This is a genomic window from Streptomyces sp. NPDC001443 (assembly GCF_053597355.1).
Window position 1 is genome coordinate 41,567 of record NZ_JBSFIA010000048.1, and the last position, 16,784, is coordinate 58,350.

At 66.9% G+C, this 16,784-nt stretch carries 18 protein-coding genes and 1 tRNA gene; 7 read left to right on the forward strand and 12 right to left on the reverse strand.

What is annotated here, in order from left to right:
- Positions 1-102: 102 nt before the first annotated feature.
- Positions 103-873 (reverse strand): DnaB-like helicase N-terminal domain-containing protein, encoded by a 771-nt coding sequence (locus tag ACWC24_RS35915; RefSeq protein ID WP_450667099.1) that lies wholly within the window; start codon positions 871-873, stop codon positions 103-105.
- 161 nt (positions 874-1,034) lie between these two features.
- Between ACWC24_RS35915 and ACWC24_RS35920 the strand changes: the two genes are divergently transcribed.
- Positions 1,035-1,181, forward strand: a complete 147-nt coding sequence (locus ACWC24_RS35920) for a hypothetical protein (RefSeq protein ID WP_450667100.1) — start codon at positions 1,035-1,037, stop codon at positions 1,179-1,181.
- Between the two features lie 136 nt (positions 1,182-1,317).
- Here ACWC24_RS35920 and ACWC24_RS35925 read toward each other — a convergent pair whose 3' ends face one another.
- The 7 genes from ACWC24_RS35925 to ACWC24_RS35955 all read right to left on the reverse strand — a co-directional run bounded on the left by ACWC24_RS35925 (position 1,318) and on the right by ACWC24_RS35955 (position 7,267).
- Positions 1,318-2,712 (reverse strand): tyrosine-type recombinase/integrase, encoded by a 1,395-nt coding sequence (locus ACWC24_RS35925; RefSeq protein ID WP_450667101.1) that lies wholly within the window; start codon positions 2,710-2,712, stop codon positions 1,318-1,320.
- Complete coding sequence (locus tag ACWC24_RS35930; protein ID WP_450667102.1) at positions 2,706-2,912, reverse strand: helix-turn-helix transcriptional regulator; 207 nt, start codon at positions 2,910-2,912, stop codon at positions 2,706-2,708. Before ACWC24_RS35930 ends, ACWC24_RS35925 begins: the two co-directional genes overlap by 7 nt.
- The gene (locus ACWC24_RS35935) at positions 2,909-4,372 is read right to left on the reverse strand and encodes a replication initiator (RefSeq protein ID WP_450667103.1); all 1,464 of its coding nucleotides are present in this window, start codon (positions 4,370-4,372) and stop codon (positions 2,909-2,911) included. The genes ACWC24_RS35930 and ACWC24_RS35935 overlap by 4 nt, the downstream gene beginning before the upstream one ends.
- A 145-nt stretch (positions 4,373-4,517) precedes the next feature.
- Positions 4,518-5,243, reverse strand: a complete 726-nt coding sequence (locus tag ACWC24_RS35940; RefSeq protein ID WP_450667104.1) for a DUF2637 domain-containing protein — start codon at positions 5,241-5,243, stop codon at positions 4,518-4,520.
- A gap of 49 nt (positions 5,244-5,292) precedes the next feature.
- The gene (locus ACWC24_RS35945; RefSeq protein WP_450667105.1) at positions 5,293-6,711 is read right to left on the reverse strand and encodes an FtsK/SpoIIIE domain-containing protein; all 1,419 of its coding nucleotides are present in this window, start codon (positions 6,709-6,711) and stop codon (positions 5,293-5,295) included.
- The gene (locus ACWC24_RS35950; protein ID WP_450667106.1) at positions 6,708-6,920 is read right to left on the reverse strand and encodes a hypothetical protein; all 213 of its coding nucleotides are present in this window, start codon (positions 6,918-6,920) and stop codon (positions 6,708-6,710) included. Before ACWC24_RS35950 ends, ACWC24_RS35945 begins: the two co-directional genes overlap by 4 nt.
- On the reverse strand, positions 6,917-7,267 hold the full coding sequence (locus tag ACWC24_RS35955; RefSeq protein ID WP_450667107.1) for an SCO3933 family regulatory protein: 351 nt from the start codon (positions 7,265-7,267) through the stop codon (positions 6,917-6,919). Before ACWC24_RS35955 ends, ACWC24_RS35950 begins: the two co-directional genes overlap by 4 nt.
- Positions 7,268-7,438: 171 nt before the next feature.
- Between ACWC24_RS35955 and ACWC24_RS35960 the strand changes: the two genes are divergently transcribed.
- Positions 7,439-7,924 (forward strand): winged helix-turn-helix domain-containing protein, encoded by a 486-nt coding sequence (locus ACWC24_RS35960; RefSeq protein WP_450667108.1) that lies wholly within the window; start codon positions 7,439-7,441, stop codon positions 7,922-7,924.
- Between the two features lie 925 nt (positions 7,925-8,849).
- Here ACWC24_RS35960 and ACWC24_RS35965 read toward each other — a convergent pair.
- The 3 genes from ACWC24_RS35965 to ACWC24_RS35975 form a co-directional block, all read right to left on the reverse strand.
- Complete coding sequence (locus ACWC24_RS35965) at positions 8,850-9,686, reverse strand: protein kinase (RefSeq protein WP_450667109.1); 837 nt, start codon at positions 9,684-9,686, stop codon at positions 8,850-8,852.
- A 71-nt stretch (positions 9,687-9,757) separates the two neighbouring features.
- The gene (locus ACWC24_RS35970) at positions 9,758-10,201 is read right to left on the reverse strand and encodes a hypothetical protein (protein WP_450667110.1); all 444 of its coding nucleotides are present in this window, start codon (positions 10,199-10,201) and stop codon (positions 9,758-9,760) included.
- A 253-nt stretch (positions 10,202-10,454) separates the two neighbouring features.
- Positions 10,455-10,697, reverse strand: a complete 243-nt coding sequence (locus ACWC24_RS35975; protein WP_450667111.1) for a hypothetical protein — start codon at positions 10,695-10,697, stop codon at positions 10,455-10,457.
- Between the two features lie 113 nt (positions 10,698-10,810).
- On the opposite strand from ACWC24_RS35975, the gene ACWC24_RS35980 reads away from it, so the two are divergent.
- Positions 10,811-12,145, forward strand: coding sequence for a hypothetical protein (locus ACWC24_RS35980; RefSeq protein WP_450667112.1), 1,335 nt, complete (start codon positions 10,811-10,813; stop codon positions 12,143-12,145).
- Here ACWC24_RS35980 and ACWC24_RS35985 read toward each other — a convergent pair.
- Positions 12,123-12,656: an NUDIX hydrolase gene (locus tag ACWC24_RS35985; RefSeq protein WP_450667113.1), complete on the reverse strand. Its 534-nt coding sequence runs from the start codon at positions 12,654-12,656 to the stop codon at positions 12,123-12,125. The two genes, ACWC24_RS35980 and ACWC24_RS35985, sit on opposite strands and share 23 nt — an antisense overlap.
- Positions 12,657-13,418: 762 nt before the next feature.
- Here ACWC24_RS35985 and ACWC24_RS35990 point away from each other — a divergent pair.
- The 4 genes from ACWC24_RS35990 to ACWC24_RS36005 all read left to right on the forward strand — a co-directional run bounded on the left by ACWC24_RS35990 (position 13,419) and on the right by ACWC24_RS36005 (position 16,777).
- Entirely contained in the window at positions 13,419-14,480 is a 1,062-nt protein-coding gene (locus tag ACWC24_RS35990; protein ID WP_450667114.1) for a glycosyltransferase, read from the forward strand.
- A gap of 93 nt (positions 14,481-14,573) precedes the next feature.
- The gene (locus ACWC24_RS35995; protein WP_450667115.1) at positions 14,574-14,756 is read left to right on the forward strand and encodes a hypothetical protein; all 183 of its coding nucleotides are present in this window, start codon (positions 14,574-14,576) and stop codon (positions 14,754-14,756) included.
- A 374-nt stretch (positions 14,757-15,130) separates the two neighbouring features.
- The gene (locus ACWC24_RS36000; protein WP_450667116.1) at positions 15,131-16,150 is read left to right on the forward strand and encodes a hypothetical protein; all 1,020 of its coding nucleotides are present in this window, start codon (positions 15,131-15,133) and stop codon (positions 16,148-16,150) included.
- Positions 16,151-16,690: 540 nt separating this feature from the next.
- A tRNA-Ser gene (locus ACWC24_RS36005) sits at positions 16,691-16,777 on the forward strand.
- Positions 16,778-16,784: the final 7 nt, after the last annotated feature.

The following is a 16,784-nucleotide window of genomic DNA, read 5'->3' on the forward strand; positions in this document are numbered from 1 at the left end:
TGGACCAGATTTCCGGCTGAGTTAGCCCCTCATCAGGTGCCTCCGGCCAGCTATGGCAGCCACCCACGGGTCAGAGCGAGGGCGGCCTGCGCGAGACGGAAGTCATTCCGACGCGTCGTTCCCACCCTGCGTCCGCGTCCAGTGCGGATGCAGATCGGTCGCCTGCTCGAAAGCTTGTCGTACGCGCTCAGGGTTCGAGCCGTGCTGGAACACAGAAACCAGCAGCTCTTCCCGCGCTTTGGCGGCGGTCCGTACCTTGCGTGCGTTCTGAGCAGCGAACTCGGAGAGGCTAGTTCCTGCGTCGTACGCCCCCTTGATGGCAACCTTCACGCACTCGAACAGGTAGTCTTCGCCGCCGCAAAATTCGAGCTGGCCTCGTCGTTCGAGTTCAGCGGCGACTTGAGGTACGCCCACTGGCTTTCCTGCCCTGTGAAGGTCAAGGATCGCCTCGTAGATCAGTCGGTTTCGGTTGATGAACGCGCCAGGAAGGAAGGTTGCGGGGGCGCTGTCAGGTGTGGGCTTACGTTCACTCGTTTGCAGTGACCCTGGAGCATGGGCGGTCGGTCGAGGGATCGAAGGTGAAGCATGCGCTTCGTCCCAAAGGATCTTGAAGCGGTTGACCTCCGTCTCAGCCACAAGACGGGGGCGAGCAAGGTGAGTCAGTTGCTCGACAACCACTTCGACCACGCCCCAGGACGGCAGGGTGGGCTTGATGAAGGCATGGTGGATGTTCGTGTGACTGACAACCTTGCCCACAGCCAGGTAGAGCTTGCGAGCTGAGGGGTACCCCGCTTTGCCATGCAGCGCGTGGAGTTCTCGGTTTAAGACTTGGAGAGGCCCTTCGGGAAGCTTCGGCCTCAGCCACTGCGCCACGCGTTACCCCCTGTTTTTCTTCCCCACATGACCTGCCCATGATGTCACCTAGCGTCATGGTGTGTCAGAGACTGTAAAAGATCACGAAGGGCTGTAAGAAACCGTCAACCGAGGCGGAGGGCTACTGACGCTTGATCCAAGTCACCCACTTGGAGAGGTAAATGGATCACATCAGCACACGCACCCTTCTGCTCATGCTCGTCGGGGCCTTCACCGTCTACCTGGTTTTGAACCACCCGGCTCTTGGCGCAGCCCTTGGGGTGGCCGTCGCCGTTGTCACGCTGCTGCATGCGTTCCTGCGGAGGTAGTGCACAGATCAGGGCCAGCTTGGGTTCGAAGCCTCGGTGGGCATCGCGAATCGCCACAGAGAGGCGACTCGACAAAGCCGAGGCGCCGCCTCACCAGAAGTAGGTGGAGGCGGCGCCACGGTGCTGAACGATATGTCTAATACTCATCAGTAAAGCCAAGTGCCCGATCGATCTGCTGGTTCGCATGCTGCTGGTTGCGATGGATCGCTTTGGCGTAGAAGCGGAACAGGACCGCGATGCTGTGGCCGGCCCGGCGTGCGACTTCGGCTGGGGAGACGCCAGACTCAAGCCAGAGCGAGACGCCCGCGTGCCGCAGGGAGTACGGCACGTCCGCCAGAGGGGAAGCCGCTTCAGAGTCGGTCAGCACCGCGAGACGAGCCGCTTTCCAGATCTTTCCGTACTCCTTGGACAGCAGACCGCCACCCTGGGCCGCATGGAACAGCCGGCCGTCTTCAGCGGTGCCGAACTCCTTGATGTGCTCGCGGACCAGGCGCACGAGGACGGGGGGAATCGGTACAGGTCGCGTCGCCTTGCGGGCCCGCTTCTTCAGGCCGCGCGTATCGAACGACTCGCCCGTGTCGGTCCATCCGGATCCGACGCGAGGCGTGCTCGTCGACAGCAAGATTTCACCCCACCCTTCTTCGGGCAAGGTGAAGTCGTTCTCGCGGAGATTGGCCGCCTCCCCAGGGCGGTTGGCCGCGTAGTAGAGGCAGCCGAAGAACGCCATCAGGTACCGCCCCCGTGCCCCCTGCTTGCCTACAGAGTCGATCAGCGCCTTCGCCAGCTTCGGGCCGGGTACGAACCGAAAGTCGATTTCGTCGTCAGTTTCGGGCGGGGTCCAGTCGACCTTGTCGAGGGGCAGGGTCGTCAGCAGCTCCCGCTCTACCGCGTACCGGAGACAGTTGCTGAAGACCGTCCGCTTGCGGTTCACCGTGTTCTCGGCAGCGGCCGTGCCATCCTGCTTCAACGTCAGCGCGTCGAGCGCCCTACGAACCACCGCAGGAGTGTTGAGGTCGGTGATGTCCACGGACTTCCGGCCGATCCAGTCCAGCGCGGCCACGATGTCCGCAGGCGGCTCTTCAACGTCGAGACGCGGCCTCAGCGTGCCGTCATCGCCGACGACGAACCGGTAGACCCACGAGTAGAGCGCGATGCGGAGCACCTTCGGAGCCGGAGCCCCACGCTTGTCCTTGACCAGCTTCGGCGTGATGGTGGCGAGCGTGTCAGCGATGCTCGCACGGTGCTTGGCCGAGGCGACCAGCCACTTCATCTCGGCGTAGGCGCGAGTGTGGACGTACCAGGTCGAGGAGTTGAGGGCCTGTACCTCCGAGGCGGGCAGACCGGTGTCCATATCGAACTGCTCGCGGTTGCGTAAGGCGGTCAGGAGCTCTGAGCGGCGCCCGTCGGCCTGAGCCTTGATCTTGTAGCTCTTGGAGAAGGGACGCGGGCCGACGCGCCACCGAAGCTGATAGGCCGCGGCACGGTTGGGCCGCTTACGGATGCCCCAGACCTGAACGTCATAAGTCAGCACGCTTCCTGCACCTCGCAGCCGTCGAACCAGGCATCGAGATCAGCCCGGCGGATACGGATCTGGCCGTTGGGGAGCTTCAGATGCTTCGGAGCCTGGCCCCGGGCGCGCATTCGGTAGAAGGCCGCTCGGGAGACCCTGATCTCAGCGAGCGCTTCGACCAGTGTCAGGGTCCGCGTGTCGGCGTGAGTCCGGGTAGTCACAGCCAGGGTTCTCCTTCGGATTTCAGACGCGCGGTGTGGGCTAAGTCGTGGCGGACCTGGGCCGCGAGGAGTTCCTCGCCGGGGCGGTAGCCGCTGCTGAGGTAGGACCACGAGGAGTCGGTGACGAGGGTCGTGTTCTCGTCGTCGACGGGGAGGCCGGCCCGGATGCGGGCGGCTTCGGCCTGGGCGGTGCGCCAGGCACGGCGTACGTCGCGGAGGGCGCCGAGGGTGGTCGAGTAGGCGCGGGACTTGCTGGAGAAGTGGCCGCGGAAGCCGAGCATGTGGGCCCACTTCCAGAGCTTGAGATGGGCGAACTCTGGGAGGTGGCCGAGGTCCCAGGCGGTGCGGATCATCTGCCGGGCGTGCTGCTGTACGGGGAGGGAGGCGAGGGGCTCGGCCTGGCCGGTGCCGTCGCAGTCGGCGCACAGATCGCGGAAGCCGTCAGGGCCGCGTACGTGGCCGCGTCCAGCGCAGTGGTGGCATGTGAGGGTGCGGTCCACCGTTCCCGCGCCCTCGGCGTTCTTGGTGGCGTACTTGGCGACGTATCCGGCGACCTTGGCGTCCGTGAGTTCGCCGTCGCCCAGGGCCGAGATCTCATCGACCTTGAACCGGTCGCCCCACTCGATGACGCGCTCGCCGACGGCGTCCGATTCCACGGTGAGCCGGGCACGCTCGACCGCCAGGCCCACGGCGACGTGAAGCGCGTGGAAGGTGGCCCAGGGCGGGGGCGAGCTGGTGTGGCCCTCGGGTCCGTCGAAGCGGATCACGGCGTGGAAGTGGACCAGGCCGCGTTGTTGGTACTCGGCGACCTTGGCGAAGGAGACGCGGAGGGCCGCGGTGAGCGCCTTCTGCGTCATGCCGAGGTGCTCGGCAAGCGCGCGACGCAGATAGGTGGTGAATCGCGCCCACAGAGCTCCGGCATGGGCGTTCCACAACACGGCCCCCGCGTAGTCGTAGCCCGCCGGGCGGAGCGGGGTGCCGAGTTCGGGAGCGTCGGCGGAGTGGCTTTCGCCGCACGCGCAGGGACGCGGCTTGCCCACATCGGTGGTGGGGCGGTTGTGGACGGGGCCGAAGGAGGGAGCGGTGAGGGTGACGAAGGCGCGGGGGTGGTCCCGAACGGACTCGGCGACGTTCTTGCCGCCCGACAGGCCGGCCTTGATCAGGTGGTACGTGTCGGCGGCGTAGAGGCGAGAGCAGGCGGGGCAGCGGGAGGCGCGACGGTTGCCGCAGGTGGTGAGCAGGCGCCCGGAGGGTTCGTTCTCGGAGCGGTAGGAGTGGATCACCTGCCTGGTGGTCCGGTCGGTGGTGACCGTCCAGCCGTGCAGGTTGACGGGGTTCGTGCAGCCACGCAGGTTGCGGACCTGTTCGGTGACGCGGTCGAAGTCGTGGGTGTTGGCCAGTTCGACCAGGTCCCGCAGGCCGGGACTGATGACGTGGCGCAGGTCGAGGGGGCGACGCATGGGTGGCGGGGTGTCCCTTCTGGCGCGAGGGTGAGACCTGCGGGCAGCAGCGATTCAGTGCGCTCGGGCTGCTGCCCGCAGGCATGACAGGTCGGGCCCGGAGAGGGCGAGGCAGAGATGCCGGGAGCTTGCGAAGGACGCGGCCCTACAGGGCGGCGTGGAGTGCGATGGCCATGGGCAGGCCGATGCCGAGCCGCGTCTTGAGCTGAGCCGCGGTGATGGGCTCGCTGTGCTCGGCGCGGTGGGACGCAGCGATGGAACGTGCTTCGGTGAGGAGCGGCTCAGGCACCTTGACCGCAGCTGAGGCAGGAACCGGGGCGGTGGGCGGCGCGAGCGGGGCCGGGGTCGACATCGGCGTGATGGGCTCGGCCGGGACGGTGGGCGGTGCCGTAGCGGGGACCGGGTCGGAGGGCGTCTCCTCGGGCTGAGCCTCGGTCCGGTCCGGCAGGGAAGCCGGGGCGGCCGGCCGCACGACGGTGTGGAAGGCCCTGAGGAGTTGCGGGCCGACGGAGCCCCAGCCGAGGAGGAGCAGCGGGGCCACGGCATCCACGGCGGCGCGGCCGTAGTGTCTGGCGGCGATCGGTTCGGCGACGTTGAGGGCCAGGGTTAGCAGTCCGGAGAAGTGCATCAGACGGGTGGCAGCCGTCATCTGTTCGGCGGGAAGGCCGCGCAGGGAGAGGTACCGCAGGGCGACCAGGAGGCCGACCACGGAGAGGTCCACCATCGGTGCGATGAGCGGCGCGATCGGGCCGGGGACGCCCAGACGCAGGGCCAGAGACCAGACGTTGCCGAAGGAGAAGACGAACGCCAGCGCGGCAATGACGATCATGACGGCGGTGATGGTGCGCTGAGTGATTCGGTCCTCTGTCATGGGTGTTCACCTCCTCTCGCTTGGCGTTGTGAGCGTCAGGGGCAGTCGGTCAGGCCGCTTCGGCGTCGTCGGCCTTGATCAGATCGGTGTCCGCCATCCGAGGGCCGAGGACGGCTTCGAGGAGGGCGTAGGGGTCGGTGGCCAGGTTCGCGGTCTGCTCAGCGACACGGGCCGCGTCAGCGTCCGGGACGTACGGCGTACGGATGCGAGTGAAGCCGGGCTGCGACTGGTGGTTCATGGACGCGACGCCGACATACGTGGGGTCCTGGAGGTTGATCGGGTTGGCGTCCGGCCATTCGCGGATTTCCTCACCGAGCGCGGCCACGGCGGCTTCGGCGGTCTTCTGGGCGAAGCTCAGGCCCACAGGGCACACGTCGCGGATGAAGGTGGGGATCGCGTCGCCGGTGGACTTCTGGGTGGTGAGGATGACGAGCAGGCCCACGGAACGGCCCTTCTTCACCAGGTCTTCCACGAGCCGGGCGTTCTCGGCAGCGAGCGCGGCGAGCTTCTTCGTCGTCGGATCGCTGCCCTTGTGATCGCGGAAGTACGTGTGCGCTTCGTCGATGATCAGCACCACCAGCGGCCAGCTCTCGGACGGGCCGAGGTCCCACATGGACTTCACCCCGAGCACCGAGCGCACCGACGCCGAACGGGCGCGCCGCAGCTCCACCAGTCGCCGGAAGAGCTTGTTCGCCTCTTCCAGGTCATCGCCCACGAAGGCGAACATGCGTTGGACCCAGTCGGCGTAGTCGCCCTCGTGCGCGGCCGACACCTTGCCGTCCGCGCAGGCGAACTGCACCGCGGGCGACGGCGCCCAGTCCGAGAGCAGCCGGTTGACCAGGCTCGTCTTGCCGAAGCCGGGGAGGCCGGCGACGGTCACGCCAGGCACCTGCGCGAGGTCCACGGACACCGGCTGCGCGTATTCGTCCACGCCCAGATCCCACCGGGCCGTCTCGTCCGGCTCCTCACCCGTGGGGTGATGCTCGGTGGGGAACTTCAGCGGATCCAGCCGGACACCGCGTATCAGCACTCGTCCGGGCCTGTCCTGGGTGACCGCGACCCGCGTGCACCTCCATGCATCCGCCAGATGCGGAGCCGCCTTCTGGAACTGGTGGAGACCCACCCCAGGCAGGCAGCGCGCCCGTGCGATCACCCCGTACGCGTCATGCGTGACCTTCAAGGCGGGGATGAGAACTCGGGGCTTGATGGGCCTGCCATTCGTGTTCTTCAGCGACGCCAGCGCGGTCGGGGTCTTGTCCACGGCCGACAGCTTGAGCATCGGTGCGAGCCGCTTCCAGCCCCACCGCACCCGTACTGCCTGCCGGATCGACTGACGGGTCATGGCGTCCGCACGCAGGTAGCGGACCACCCACCACACCGTCCAGCCGACGAGTACGGCCAGCGCCAGGTCAACCACCAAGGAGCCGTGGCCTAAGGCCCCTTCCGCAGGGCTGTTCGGATCCTTCATTTGCCGTTCTCCAATGAGTTGTAGAGGAAGGCCACCAGGGCCGATTCGAGAGCCGCCCGGTCCCCCGGGGCGTCGAGGCGGGGGTAGCCGTAGCCGATGAGCACGGCCGCCACCGAGTTCACGAGTGACTCGGTGAACCGGGCATCCGGCCCGGCGTGAGGCAGCGGATAGCTGCGCTCAGCGCCGGACCAGACAGCCGCGCCGTTCATGCCGCTTCAGCGGCCGGGGCCACGAGGTCCAGCCGGTCCGCGCGGTAGGCGATGCCGTCCGAGAGCGATCCGTTGAAGATCCGCGCCCACGGGGTGGCGAAGAGCTCCACCGGTGCGACCGGAACGCCGGGCCGGAGGCCGTTGGGAAGACCGGTCTCCGGAACGGTGATCTTCAGCGCCTCGGCACGGTCCTCCTCCATGAAGAAGAGGGTGATCGTGTAGAGCTTCGCGCCGGTCTCACGGTCGGTGGCGAACTGCGTCTTCTCCTGGTCCGCGTACTTCGGCACCGGCAAGGTGCCGACCATGAACGACGAGGTGGGGAGCAGGCCAACGCGGATGCGTGCCATGGGAGTTACTTCCTTTCGGTCGTGCTCTGTCGAGGCGGTCTTGCCCGATCCCCATTGAACATAGCTGACCTAGCACTGTCAAGTGAGCTGTGTGAACTAGGCGTTAGATGGCATAGGACACCTACGTCAGTGGGGTGTGCTAGGGGTGCTAGAGGTCGCTACTCTGAGGCCATGAGCTCCGCGCCAGAGAACAAGCAGGACCGCCGGCCGCCGTATCAGCACGCGGCCGACGAGCTGCGGCGCGACATCGTGCAGGGCCGGATCAAGCCGGGCGAGCAGATGCCGTCCATCCGCGAGCTGCAAGAACGCTTCGGCGTCGCCAACATGACCGCGAGGGCCGCCCTCAATGTGCTGCGCGACGAGGGCCTGATCTACACGATCCACGGCCGAGGCAGTTTCGTCGCGGACACCGACGCCGCCGGCCAGTTCTCGGCGGATTACACGGCACCAGCTTGGTACTTGGCTAACAGGGACAAGAAGCCCGGCCAGGCTGAGCATGGGGAGGGGCGCCCCGACGACACCGACGCCGCCGGGGCCACCCTCGTTGAAATGCTCACTGAGCTACGGGACGAAATCCGTGTCCTCAGCGCTGAGCATCAGGAGCTCCGGCGTGAGGTCGAGGAGCTGAAGTCTCAGCAGTCGAAGTCGCAGTCCTGAGCCGAGTCACTTCTTCCCGCAACTCTTTGGTCTCCCTGCTGAGGCGGCCGACCATGGCCTTCATCTCCTCGATCAGCGCAGCCACCTGATTCGCATCCCCGACGTGAATGCTGGTCAACCCCACTTCGTTGTCCGGTATGTGCTCGGTCATGTCTCCCCGCAGGCCGCCGTGTCCTTGCTGCGTATCGCGCTCGATCGGACAGCCCAGGCATGGCGACGGCACGGGTGTCTCCGTGCTCGACGAGCGCCCTGCCCTGCGGAGCTGTTCAGAGTTTCTTTACTGGATCAAGGCGGCCCGCCTACGGCGGTCCGCGCGCGCTGGCGGCCACGGGCCGCCGCCGCTCCCTGTCTCCGCCACCGCTCCGGCGGCCCCCGGCCACTCAGCGCGCAACACCGCCAAGACGGACAGCCAGAGCCGGAAGCAACCCGACCGGCCCGGGTGTCAGGACCAGGCCGAGACGCTGAGAGCGACCGCACTGCCTCGGATACCGCCGTTCTGCCGACCGAGAACCAAGGGCGAGCCACGCGGCGCGCGCCCGTCGACAACGCCCCGGTCAGAAGCGGTGCCGTCCGTGACGTATCCAGGAAGCGTGGCTGAGATCCGTGCGGGGTTGCTGGAGGTACACGTGACGGGTGCTCGTTTGGCGCACTCGCCGCCGTGGCTGACTTTCTGTGGCTGAGGTCCGAACCACGACTCCTTCGGGCGCAGCGCAAGGGACGTCCTCTCCAACTCGACAACAAGAGACCGAAGTTGTGGCCGCACCCGCATTCGGGCATGCCGACCACCCCGGTACCATCGGCACCGGGGTCCTGATCAGGGCCTCCACGACCGGACCACCCGGAATGCTGTCCAGGCTGAGGGTGGTCCGGTCTCTTGCTGTCTGCCGCCGGCGCATGGGGAGAGCTCTGCGGCGACACCTTGGGGTCAGCTCAGGGCTTTGCCCACCTCGTAGATCGTCGGCCGGTCCTCCGGCGCGTGGCTGAGCATCGCGTCGATCAGCTCGCCCAGCTCACCGGGCGCCTTCACGGGTCGCCGTCGACCGCTGGCCACTGCTTCTCTCTGCATCGGGCGGGGAGCGTCGTCCGGGTACTCGACGGCCCGCCACCCCGTTGCGGAGATGAGCAGCGAGGCGCCGAGCGCGTAGACGTCGGCCGCTTGCGTCGGCTCGGCTACTCCGGTGGCGAGCACGCTGCGGGAGATCTCCGGTGCCTCGTAGTGGACGAGGCAACCGCGGTACGGGAAGTCGTACCCCTCGGGTACCTGGCCGCCTTGAGCGAGGGCGAGGTCGATCAGGTGAGTTCGTTCCGGCCCGATGATGAAGTGGGCCGGTTGCACGTCACCGTGCGCCCAGCCCTTCGCATGCAGTTCGGCCAGGGCCTCGACGCATCCCAGCGCGACACTGGGGTGCGGATCGATGGAAGAGGCCGGCCGACGACAGGGCTCCCACACCATGTGCAGGTCCGGCCCCTCGTGCCAGGGCTGAAAGTTCCACGTACCGCACTCCCAGTCGCCGTAGGCGATCTGGTCATGGCCGAGGTGGAGCAACACGGTTCCCTCGCGCGCCGGCGCAAGAGCCGTCCAGGGCTGCGCGGGCCACTCGGCCGTGGCTTCGATCGGATGACCGAGCTTGACGGCGTAGTGGCCGCGGGGGCTGTTCACCTCCCAGACGGTGGAGCCCCGACGATTGAGGACCAGGCGCCAGGCCGTGGGCATCAGTGCGTCGTGCACCACGATCGGCAGGTCAGGGGTCGAGCCGGACAAGGTATCTGTCTCCTTCCGAGCGAACGCGGCCGACGCCGAGGTGGGGCCGGCCGCGCCGCTTCTGTCGGGTGCTACGCCTGCCCGTACGGTCGGCCGCAGTCCGAGTCGCACTGGGCGAGGTTCTCGCCGTTCACGGTCCACAGGTCATCGAAGACCACGAACCCGGCCGCCTTCATGGCATGCGCGGAAGCGGCGACCTGTTCCGGGTCGCGCGTTCCGCCGCCCGGCTTCGGGTTGTGGTGCAGGAAACGGCCCGCGTGCTCCTCGCACAGCCGCGCGTAATCCTTCGTGTGCAGGATGAGTGCGTGGAGGCCGAGGTCCACGTCGTCCGACGGGACCATGGGGACCGTGGCGGTCGCCGCCGTGAGTACGAACGCAACCGCCTGATCCGCGATCCGCTCGGCACGCTCGGGCGCCTGCCCGTTGTGGGTGACCACGAAGTGGGCGAGGCTCTCGAACAGCTCCTCACCCGCCGTCGCGCGACCGGTCTTCTGATCGTTCGCCATTGCCGTCATGCGCTGTCTCCTCGTGTGAGGTGGTGCGTGGCAGGTACCTCCCGCCCTGATCGCTGAGCGAGGCTCGTACGACCAAGCACGGGATGGAAATTGGAGGCCAGCCCCGGACGGGGGATGGGGAGCCGGGGAATCGGCACCCGTCCGGGGCGGCCGGTCTACTGGCCGGTGCCGAGGGCCATCCCGATCACCAGGCCGCACGAACCGCTGATGCAGATGATGAACAGGACGCCGGCATACCGACCGGCGGCGCGCATCACAGGCCGACCCGACGGTTGCTGTTCCTGGCGGTCAGTCGTGCGCTCAGTTCCTCCCGTGGAGTGAGCGCTGCCACGTCGTCCGGCTTGGCATCCCACTCCCTGCCGCCACGGATGGGCCGCATCTGCACACGGCCGCCGATCTCACCCATGACGACGCCAATACGTTTCCCGGCAGCGTCCTTCGCCAGTTCGCCGATGCCCGGCCTGGTTTGCTGATTGCTCGCCATACCGAGGAGCATCGCGATCCGGGCACGGTCGCCAAAAGGTCAGGCTGATTACCCAACTTGGGTAACATCGCGGGAAGTAGAGAATCGGCGACATTGCGTAGCCCTGGCAGGTGGGAGCCAGTCCGATGCCTGACGCATCCCAGCCGCAGGAATTACCTGCCCGGCTGCTCACTGATCCCGAGATGATCAAGGCGTGTCGGGCACGGGACTTCACCAGGGTCTTTCAGCTGGTCAAGTCCAGAGCGGGCATCTACCCCTCGATGATCGCCAGGCGATGTGAGCTGACGCCCAGCCGCGTCGGCGAAGTCATGGCTGGGCGTCGCCAGCTGCAACACATGGACTTGATCGAACGGATCTCGGACGGCTTACGAATCCCAGGAGACATGCTCGGCCTCGCGCGTCGGCCATGGGAAACCCCTCAGGCTCTCGCCGTCACCGAGCCGGAAGCACCGCAAGCGCCGGAGCCGCTGATACCCACGTCGCTGCCGGGGCCGGACGTGGACAGCATCCTGGCGCTGGCCACGCGCACCAGTCTCAGCCCGGCCACGCTCGAAGCGTTCAGATCCTCCATCGAGGACTACTGGCGACGCGACGACCAGCACGGTGGCGAAGCTCTGCGGCCGGCCATCGTGGGCCAGCTTCGCTATGTGGTCGGACTTCTCAAGGAGAGCCGACCACCGTCCATACAAAACGGCCTGTACGGAATCGCCGCCGAACTGGCACGCCTCACGGGCTGGACCTACTTCGACGCCCGCCAGTACAACCAGGCCCGCTCCTATTTCACCGAGGCCCTGCAACTGGCCAAGGAAATCGACGACCGCCAGTTCATGGCCAACGTCCTGGCCTGTATGAGCTTGCAAGCGACCTACCAGGACAAGCCCGCGGACTCCCTGGCACTCGTGACCGCCGCCCAGGACCAGGCCCGCTCATCCCTCGGAACCACCCCGCGCGTCCTGTCGATGCTGTCCATGCGCGAAGCCTTCGCCCACGCCACCCTCGGCAATCAGACGTCCACACACCAGGCAATCGGCGAAGCGCACCGCCAGTTCGAGCAGATCAGGGCGAGTGACCCTGACCCGTCATGGGTGAGCTACTTCGACGAACTGAAGCTCATAGTCGACACGGGCATTGCCCACGGCCGCCTCGGCGAGGCTGCGACGGCTGAACCCTTGATCGCGGATGCGCTACGACGTGAGAACGGCACCAACCATCGCGGCCGTGCGTTTCACGCGTTCTGGCTGGCCCGCACGCAGCTGGATCAGGGCAAGGTCGACCAGGCGTGCACCACCGCCACGCAAGCCCTGGAGTCCGCGTCAGCAGTGGCCTCAGAGCGAGTGTCAGGGCATCTCAGGGAGTTCTACGACCAGTTGGCCCCACATAGGCGGGAGCCCGTAGCCCTGGCCTTCGAGGCACGGCTACGGGCAGCCCTACCGCCGGTCAGCGGATCCCTTCATCCATGAGCAGGTAGAGCAGACCCACGAGTGAACCGCTACTGACGATCTCGCGGCGGTCGATCATTCCCCGCACCTCACTGAGCGGGATCCACTCGATTCGGTCGGACTCGTTCTTCTCCGTAGGCGGTCCGACGTGCGTCGCTCCATCCGCACGGAAGACATGGTGCTGAGAGTCGGTGATGCCATTGGCCGGCTCGGCGTAGATCAGCGGCTTGATGGGCCCAGGACGCCAGCCCGTCTCTTCCAGGACCTCGCGAGCAGCTGCTTCCTCGGGCGACTCGCCCTCCTCGATCAGGCCCATGGGCAACTCCCAGGCCCAGGAGTCCGTGATGAAGCGATGCCGCCACATCATCAGGACCTCTTGGCGATCATTGACCACGGCGGCCACGGCCAAGTGCCGCAGGCGAACGACGTGGTACTCCCACCTGCGCCCGTCGGGCTGCTGGACGTCGACCAGGCACAGATTTACCCACTTGTTGGTGTAGATCTGTCGCTCACCGTGAGTCTTCCACTCCATTGCGGCCCCTCTCGATCGGACTCCAGGATCTCAGACCGATCGAGAGGAGGGAGTGCGTTCCTGGCTTTTCGCGTCACCTTGACGAAATGTCAAGTGTGGTGCAGATAATGTCAGACGGGGGCGGAAAGTGGCTCGTCGGAGCTTCAGCTTGGAAGCTGTGTTCACTTGAGGCTGCTTCGGGCACTCGCCTGGCGGAACGGCCGAGACGTGGGGTTGTTTTCCTCGGCTGCTCTTGCCGTGGTTCCCCCGCTGGACCCGGTGCGCTTGTGGTGCGGCTGGACATCTGGGTGCGCCGCCAGGTCGGAATGGTCCGCGTCCGAGTACGCAGGGGCGCGTTTAGGCGACGCACGCCCCACCTTCGCTCCACTAGCCGCCCTGAGCTCTCGTGCGCCCCTCTGTCACTCTTCCGGGACCGTAACCAGCCCGTCGAGAATGGCCCTCTGTGACGCCGCCCGCCGCAGCGGTGATCGCTGCCTGCGCACCGGAGGGAAGCGGGCAGCAGTAGGCAAGGGGTGGCTCTCGGGCCGCCAGGAAAGCAGCGGCAGCAGTCCTGCCGCCGGGGGGCAACAGCGCATCATGAACGACCACATGACTACTGCTGGGCATTTAGGCACGGCAATGAGGGTGTCGTCAGACCCGATATCTACTGACGAAAGACGTGATCCCGGCCGATCCGACCAGGGTTACAGAAGCCGTCGCGGGCACGGCTCGCACCGGCGCCGACTGGTGACGCAGGCAGCGGCCTCTCTGTTGGAGACCGCCGTGATCCTGCCCGCCCGCAACGAGGAGGCCGGTGTTCTGCTGGCGTTGGAATCGCTGGCTGCGCAGACCACTCCGCCCGACCTGATCGTGGTCGTGGTCAACAACTCCTCCGACAAGACCGAGGAGTTCGCCCGCGAGTTCGCCGACCGTCCCGGGGTACCGCGCACCGTCGTCTTCAACCTGCCTGACAACCCGCACAAGAAGGCCGGCGCCCTCAATCACGGCATCGACTGGTTGAACCGGACCCCGGGCGGGCTCGCGTCGGCCGCGAAGTACCTGCTGGTCATGGACGCCGACACCAGTCTGCATCCGAAGTTCCTGGAACGAGCGCGCAACGTCATGGCCTCCGACCGGCGCGTGGGCGGCCTCAGTGCGACCTGCCTCGGCCGCACCGGGCTGTGGAAGAACCTCTGGCAGCGCTATCTGCTGGGCATGCAGATCATGGAGTACGGCCGCTACGCGCGAGGTCGCTACCGCTTCGGCATCCACAGCATGTCGGGCGCCGGTTCCTTCTACCGGACCGAGGCCCTGCTGAGCATCTTGCGCTGGCGCGGTGAGGTGTTCTGGGAGGACCACGCCAATCTCGTGGAGGACTACGAGACGACGCTCGCGCTGAAGGAAGCGGGCTGGAAGGTTACGGCCAATCAGCACTGCATCGCCTACACCGACCTCATGCCCACCCTTCGGGAACTGATCGGTCAGCGAGAGCGCTGGGGACGTGGCACGGTGGACACCCTGCGCCGCCGCGGCTGGACGAAGCACACCTGGTTTTCCATCACCAGCATGGTGTTCGGCTTCGTCGGCTTCTTGTACACCCTGGTCTGGCTGGCCACCTGGACCGGCGTGATCGCGGGCAGCGGCTTTGTCCTTGATCCGGTCTGGCTGTGTCTTGTCGTCTTCTGGGTCGTGTACGCCGCCTTCCGCACCCGCCATCTCGGCTGGAAGGGCGTCCTGGTCGACGTGCTGATGCTGCCGGGGCTGGTCTTCGCCACCGTGCGCGCGTACTGGTTCGTCACTTCGGTGCTCAAGTCGTACGCCACTCGCGTCTCTGCCTGGAAGTGACCAGCAGACAGCCGCGCTCGCACGCGCCCATTACCTGATGTGTGTGATCCACCCACCAGAGGCGACCGACGGGTCGCCGAGAGGAACAAGAACATGAACTACCTCAGCGGCACGGGCACCGGAATCGTCGCCGGAACCGCCTCCCTCGCGGCCACCGGCACCTCGTCGACCAGCCTGATCATCGCGGCCAGTCTCGCCCTGGTCCTGGGCGGCCTGATGACCTACACCGCGGCCGTCCGCCGCCGACGCCGTGATGCCCACGCGGCCGGTCACTGAGCCTGAAACCAATCAATGGCAGCAGCCCCCGACCACTGGGTGTGGACGGGGGCTGCTGTGGTGCTGAGGTTGGGTGAGTCAGGCCCTCTCTGGCCGGTAGAGACGAAGCGGTGATGGCCCGGTCGGTCCGCTATGTGTGCACTGTGACGAGGGCTTCCGTGCCTGCCTGTTGCGATGTTGATCACAAGTTCGACGCGGTAGATCCATAATTCCTTCACATCTGACACACTCTCGCCTTGCCGAATCCCCCGTGGCGTGGAGTGCTGTCCTTTCGCCGTCCGCAGCCGGCGGGCGACCGAGAGGGGCACAGGCATTGCCGCGCAGCGGGTCAGGCGACGGCGAACAGACCCCCAAACCCGCAGAAAGACCAGTACATGCGCATACGCAGCATTGTCATCACCGGCGTCGCGGCTTCGGCCGCGCTCGCCCTCGGCGCCACCTCCGCCTCCGCGGCGGTCGCCCTCGACGCATCGGGCAAGGGCTTCATCGGCAAGGGCGCGGTTCAGGACGCCCTCGGCTACAACAACTCGGCGCTTCAGAAGGCTGTTGACGGTAAGACCCTGCTCTTCACCGCCACGCAGTCGACGACCCAGGCGGTGTCGCAGGTTGCCACCCAGGACGCCACCCAGGAGGGTTCGCAAGCTGGCGTGCAGGCGGGCACCCAGGCGGGCACCCAGGCGGGCACCCGCCCCATGTCGCAAGACGTGACCTGCACGATCGTCAACGACAACGGCAAGAAGGTCGTGACCTTCCACCGTGACGGCGAGCGCGAAGGCAGCCGTTCGGGCGCCCGTGTCGGCTCCCGCGCGGGCGAGCGCACCGGTGAGCGCACGGGCACCCGCACCGGCTCCCGCACCGGCAGCCGTGCCGGCAGCCTTGCCGGCAGCCTCAGCTACGACCTCGACGTCGACGCCCGCAAGGCCAACCAGTACACCGGCTTCATCGCCAACGGCTGGAAGGCCGCCCCGACTTACACGGCCGGGGCCACCACGTGGAACGACCCGACTTTCGGTGACTACGCCTTCGGCGCTTACGCGTTCGGCGACTGGTCGTTCGGTGCCTACGCCTTCGGTGACTACGCCTTCGGCGACTTCACCGCCACGGGCAACGTGAACTGGGGTGGCTGGGAGGCCGCTCCGGGCGAGAACCCGGCTTCCTGCCTCAGCCCCGGCAAGAACGACCACGTCGAGGACCTCGTCAACGACGTCACGGAAGGCGACTGGGTGCCCGGCGCCACCATCGATGGTGCCGTCACCGACGGCGCCATCGAGCCCGGTGCTGTCGCCGACGGTGACCTCTCCCAGAGCGAGGTCAAGTACGGCGACACCAAGGCCATCGGCGACGTGACCCCCAGCGGACCGTTCAAGGTGTTCGTCAACGGCAAGACTCTCTGAACAACCCGCACCGCACGGCAGTCCTCGACCGCATCCGGCGGCCGGGGGCTGCGGCCGTTGACTGGTCGTGGCCTTAGGCGAAAGAGTGCGTTCGGCCAGTTCACCGCAATGGACGAGCGGTGAACTGGCGCTTGACGCGACACGCGACACGGGGGACGGCTGACGGCAGCCCTGACGGCAGCCCTGACGGCAACGACGGCACGCAGAGGCTGTTGATTACGGCTCTCAGCGATCGGCTGGGAGGAAGACGCAGCGCCCGCCCAACAGCCTGCCCGATCCTACGGATCAGAAGGTTGCGGGTCCTGTGTGCCTTGCCTCCACGGGGCCACGGGTGGGCTTGGGCGCAAGGGCTGGTAGCGCTTCTCTTCAGGGTTGCGGCAAGGCCGGCGCAGTCCTGGGCCCCCTCGTCCACCTGGACCACAGATCAGGCGCCAGTGAGCCGCGAATAGAGCCGGTGGACCCTGTGTGGACCACCACCCCTATGAAATGCTCAAGGCTGGTACCCAAGTACCCGCCCCGCCCCAGGTGGGCGCCAGTGCGGGAGGTGTGCCCGAGCGGCCGAAGGGAACGGTCTTGAAAACCGTCGTGGCAGCGATGTCACCGTGGGTTCAAATCCCACCACCTCCGCACGGCT